Origin of the sequence: Endozoicomonas sp. YOMI1 (assembly GCF_024606345.1) — a bacterium.
Classification (GTDB): domain Bacteria; phylum Pseudomonadota; class Gammaproteobacteria; order Pseudomonadales; family Endozoicomonadaceae; genus Endozoicomonas.
The window spans coordinates 1-4,371 of the sequence record NZ_JAHHPM010000071.1 but is presented as its reverse complement, the minus strand read 5'-3'; the positions used below and the strand labels follow the sequence as shown (position 1 = coordinate 4,371).

General features: G+C 49.5%; 5 protein-coding genes. All 5 read right to left on the bottom strand.

The genetic code is table 11. The features are described from left to right. Positions 1-91: 91 nt before the first annotated feature. Complete coding sequence (locus KDK15_RS02695; protein ID WP_257293827.1) at positions 92-580, bottom strand: CBS domain-containing protein; 489 nt, start codon at positions 578-580, stop codon at positions 92-94. 114 nt (positions 581-694) lie between these two features. Continuing rightward, a complete protein-coding gene (locus tag KDK15_RS02690) occupies positions 695-1,426 on the bottom strand; it encodes a class I SAM-dependent methyltransferase (RefSeq protein WP_257293826.1) in 732 nt (243 codons plus the stop codon). Positions 1,427-1,520: 94 nt separating this feature from the next. Beyond that, entirely contained in the window at positions 1,521-2,612 is a 1,092-nt protein-coding gene (apbC, locus tag KDK15_RS02685) for an iron-sulfur cluster carrier protein ApbC (RefSeq protein WP_257293825.1), read from the bottom strand. A 170-nt stretch (positions 2,613-2,782) separates the two neighbouring features. Further along, positions 2,783-3,547, bottom strand: a complete 765-nt coding sequence (locus tag KDK15_RS02680) for a replication protein P (RefSeq protein ID WP_257293824.1) — start codon at positions 3,545-3,547, stop codon at positions 2,783-2,785. Beyond that, a complete protein-coding gene (locus KDK15_RS02675; protein WP_257293823.1) occupies positions 3,453-3,884 on the bottom strand; it encodes a DnaT-like ssDNA-binding domain-containing protein in 432 nt (143 codons plus the stop codon). Before KDK15_RS02675 ends, KDK15_RS02680 begins: the two co-directional genes overlap by 95 nt. Positions 3,885-4,371 lie beyond the last annotated feature (487 nt).

Sequence of the window (4,371 nt, the reverse complement as noted above, 5' to 3'; positions counted from 1 at the left end):
TGCACAGGCCAAGTCTAGCAGGGCTTGTTGCGTTCGTTGCTTCTTATTTCAACTGTATCCTGAAAATGCAGGAGCAATTCTCCGAAAACACCTAAAGCGTCATCACCTTCAACAGGTCCAGCGCACTGATGACCCCCTTCAGTGAGCGATCCCTGGTGACCATAACCCGGTGAATACGCCCTTTAACCATCGCTTCAGCAACATGGATCAGCGGTGTATCCGGAGACACCTCAAACACCATCGGCGTCATAATATCATTGACCAGAACGGACTGATCCACCAGATCATGAAAAGAGCGCTGATCTTCCGGTGACAGTGTCTCATCCATCATGGTGCTGTAAAAATTATCATCCCGCCTGGCCAGATCAACCAGTCCACTGCCTGCCTGCCGGACAATATCAGAAAATGACACAACGCCAATCAACTGTCCGGCATTATTCACCACCGGCGCACCGGAAATTGCCTTATCGATCAAAAAACGCGCCAGCCGATCCACTGACCAGTCAGAGGGAACAGTAATCACCTTCTGACACATGATTTGTTCAGCCGTCACGCTGACCAGGGGGTTGTCATTATTCATATCCCTTACTCCCGGAAGAAACACCGTCGGGACCAGTATGACCTATTGCGGCAAACCACTATCTTGACCTAAGTCAACATTCAGGGTGAACAGAGAGTAACCGCCATTGTGCCATCACCCCCGTTTGAGCTGAAGCAGCTTATGGGAATGCCATTGCCCATCCCACAGGCTCCTGACCTGTTTAAACCCGGCGTCTTTTGACCATTGCCGAAAAGTCTGCACCTCCTCAGGAAAGTCACAGCCGGTAATGTGAGCACTCAATGCCTCCAACTCCTGGACTGACATGGCTGTCCAGTTGGAATGCATATAAGCCAGATAATTTGCAAGGTAACGCTTCCTGGATTCACCAGGCTGTAAAAATACATCGTAGATGAACATCACCCCATGCTCACGAAGGCAGCGATAAGCCATCTGGAGGCACCGTTTTTTATCATCAAACGACAAGTGATGCATACAAAACCCAGCGAGAATAACATCAAACTGACCATCAGACGACGATAAAAAATCCATCATATCCTGACAGTAAAGCTGAAAAGCAACATCTCTGCCGTTAAAACGCTCAGTCAGAACCTCAAGAGCCGCAGCAGAACTATCAACACCCCGATAAGCATTAACCGTCAGCTCCGGTAGCAGCTGGAAAAACACCTCTGCATCGCCACAGCCCAGATCAAGAATATCCAACCCTTGCGGCAGCGGCTCTATCTGCCTAAGGATATTGTCAGCGATACTGTTATGCCCCATGTAGCCTTGGTTAACAACCGTTCGATAGGTACGCCACTGCTGGAAGAAATTGTCCATACTGTTAGTCTTTTTAGAGCGGTTAATCAACCAAGCATAGACGGTCACACAGAAGTTACGCCCCATTCAATAAGCGTTACAATCAGGCCAGACTAATAAAGATCTGGCATGGAGTGAATGTTTGCATGAAAATCAAACACTATTAGTCATCCACCACTGACAGAGATGGCACTGCCGGGGCCTGCTGATGACGTAACCACAGTTTTGCCGTCATATGCCTGGCCATATCCCGATAAATCATGGCAATCTGGGATTCTGGTTCAGAAACAACCGTAGGCGCCCCCTGGTCTGCCTGTTCACGAATCATCATAGAGAGGGGCAAGGAGCCCAAAAGGTCGATTTCAAACTGCTCAGCGATACGGCTACCCCCACCTTCGCCAAACAAGTGCTCGGTATGGCCACAGTTTGAGCAGATATGAACCGCCATATTTTCCACCACGCCCAGCACAGGCACACCGACCTTGCGGAACATCTCTACACCTTTCCTGGCATCAATGAGCGCCAGGTCCTGGGGAGTCGTCACCACAACACTGCCGGAAACCGGAATTTTCTGAGCCAGGGTTAATTGAATGTCACCGGTGCCCGGAGGCAGGTCAATCACCAGATAATCCAGGTCATGCCACATCGTCTGGGTTAACAACTGAATCAGAGCACCACTGACCATGGGACCACGCCATACCACGGGGGTATCTTCGGTAACCAGAAACGCCATGGACATCACCTGAATACCATGGGCTTCAATGGGCATGAAATATTTCTCATTCTTCACATCCGGCCGGGTACCATCCGCAATACCAAACATCTGCCCCATACTCGGGCCATAGATATCGGCATCCAGAATACCCACCCGCGCCCCTTCTGCCGCCAGCGCCAATGTCAGGTTCGCTGCGGTGGTGGATTTACCCACTCCACCTTTACCGGAAGCCACGGCAATAATGTTCTTCACACCGGCCATGGTTTCCAGCTCACCCTGAACCGGTGCCGGATCAACTTGCCAGTTGACCGAAACATCCACAGACTCAACGCCATCAACATCGTCGATTTTACTGGCCAGCATCTGAGCCACCCCATCACACAGACCTTTGGCCGGGTAACCCAGCACCAGTGAAGCGCTGACGTTGCCATTGTCAATGCTCAGGGATTCAAGACAGCCAGCATCCAGCAAATTGTTTTTCAGATAAGGGTCCTGATAGCTGCGGATAGCCGCTTCAATATCGGCTCGGCTCGAATTCATGGCCACACTCCAGTCGGCGGGAAAATAATATTCGTTTTAATGAGGGTCAAGGAGACAAATTCAAGAGGAAACCGTTACTGGCAAATCAGAACCGTACCATTCAGTACAATACTCCAAGTGCTGTCACACTCAAATGATCGTTGATGGGAGACTCACTCAATGATTCAGTGTCAGCCCTGATCAAACACCTTCTTTAACCGATACCGGGCTGATGCCCCATTATCCGGATCAATACCCTGGGAAATCATGGTTTCCCGCTGATGCTGTTGCGCAGCCTGTTCTGCCAGACGGGTTACTTCTTTGCTGCGATTATCCTCAATCCCTTTCAAGATACTCGCCTCCAGATCTTCACCTTCCAGCACCCGGTTACAGAGTATTTCATAGTTCCGCTCAAATACCGGAAAAGCGATCCGCTGCTCCTCACTGCGCAGCATCATCCAACCCGTTTCACGGGCGGCAAGATAAACCGCAATATGCGACCATGGATAGTCTCTGCTCTGTTGGGGTGCATAACAGGCCTCATAATAAGCCTGCAGAGGTTCTTTCAACCCAACTTCATCATATCGCAGCTTGCACAGCTCACGGATATCACTGAGATCGGGAAAAAATTTAGCCGTATCAAGCGCCTTTTTTGCCGCCATTAAAATACGACGGGGACTGAATTCCTGCAGAGAGTTCTTCCAGACCCGCTTGGCACGGATGATATCCTCATGGGTCTGGAAAGCCCGCTTGAACTTCAGGGGATAAGCATCTTCCAGCAGCGTGAAAACTGCATTTATGGCATCAACATGATCGGCCCCGGAACGGGCCTGTTGCGTACCAGAGCCCGAAGCAGCCTGATCACTCGTCGCCGTCTTCGAACTGGAAGCCGTCGTCCCAGCTCCGGTCTGTAAGTTTTTCAGCTGTTGATCGATGAGATCTCTGCCCTGTTTCACTTTGATTCCGCTTCCACTGGTAAATAACGTGGGATTTGAACTTGTTCTGCCAGGCTTTTCGTGGCTCACCCGTCTCATGCCAGTACAGCTTGAAATCAATCAGCTGGGTAGCAATAAAGTCCAGAGGTATGCCCTGATGGGCCTGAAGAAACTCCAGAATTTCCCGGGATGGTGCAAAATCTTCCGGCAAAGGCTGAACCCGGGCACCCTCACGAATCACAGGCTGAGCTTGACCAAACACAGGATGCTCTTCCTGCTTTTGGGTATCCGGCTCAATTTCCCAGGGTAATGCGCCCGCATTGCGCTGGCGAATATAATCTTTGTTCTCGTCAGTCATGTAATCAACAATACCTGCCTTCCCGATTCTGGTCTAGCTTGATCAATGATATCACCCTGCTTTCCATACGGCTTCGTCAACACAGAAAAAGCAACACGCTCAGAAAGCCACACAGGAATAATCGTCGTCAGCCCGGACAGGGAAGTTTGCTGCTGAAGCCATTACATGGCAATGAGTAAAGGACACAAAAACCAGCAGCCTCTCCTCATGACCAATTGTGGCGCACTCCAACCAGAGTACTTATGAGGCCCACGGGTCTCCTGATTAATGTAAGCAGGTGCCTTGCTGACATTATTCTATCAACGATTTCCTCGAAACATAATTAAAAAATTCATTATTTAAAACCATCTTTTACGGCCATAGATCACTAATATAATCATCAGTTTCAAGAATTAGCGCCCTGATTTCAAAAGAATTAAAAATACGAATAACTACTTAGCGATAAATGATCAACTGAACGCGATGCTCGGGTTTGAAACAGGCATAA

What these genes read in the sequence shown, in the direction of transcription:
- KDK15_RS02695 (WP_257293827.1), bottom strand. Translation starts at nt 580, where the DNA reads ATGAATAATGACAACCCCCTGGTCAGCGTGACGGCTGAACAAATCATG.
- apbC (WP_257293825.1), bottom strand. Translation starts at nt 2,612, where the DNA reads ATGAATTCGAGCCGAGCCGATATTGAAGCGGCTATCCGCAGCTATCAG.
- KDK15_RS02675 (WP_257293823.1), bottom strand. Translation starts at nt 3,884, where the DNA reads ATGACTGACGAGAACAAAGATTATATTCGCCAGCGCAATGCGGGCGCA.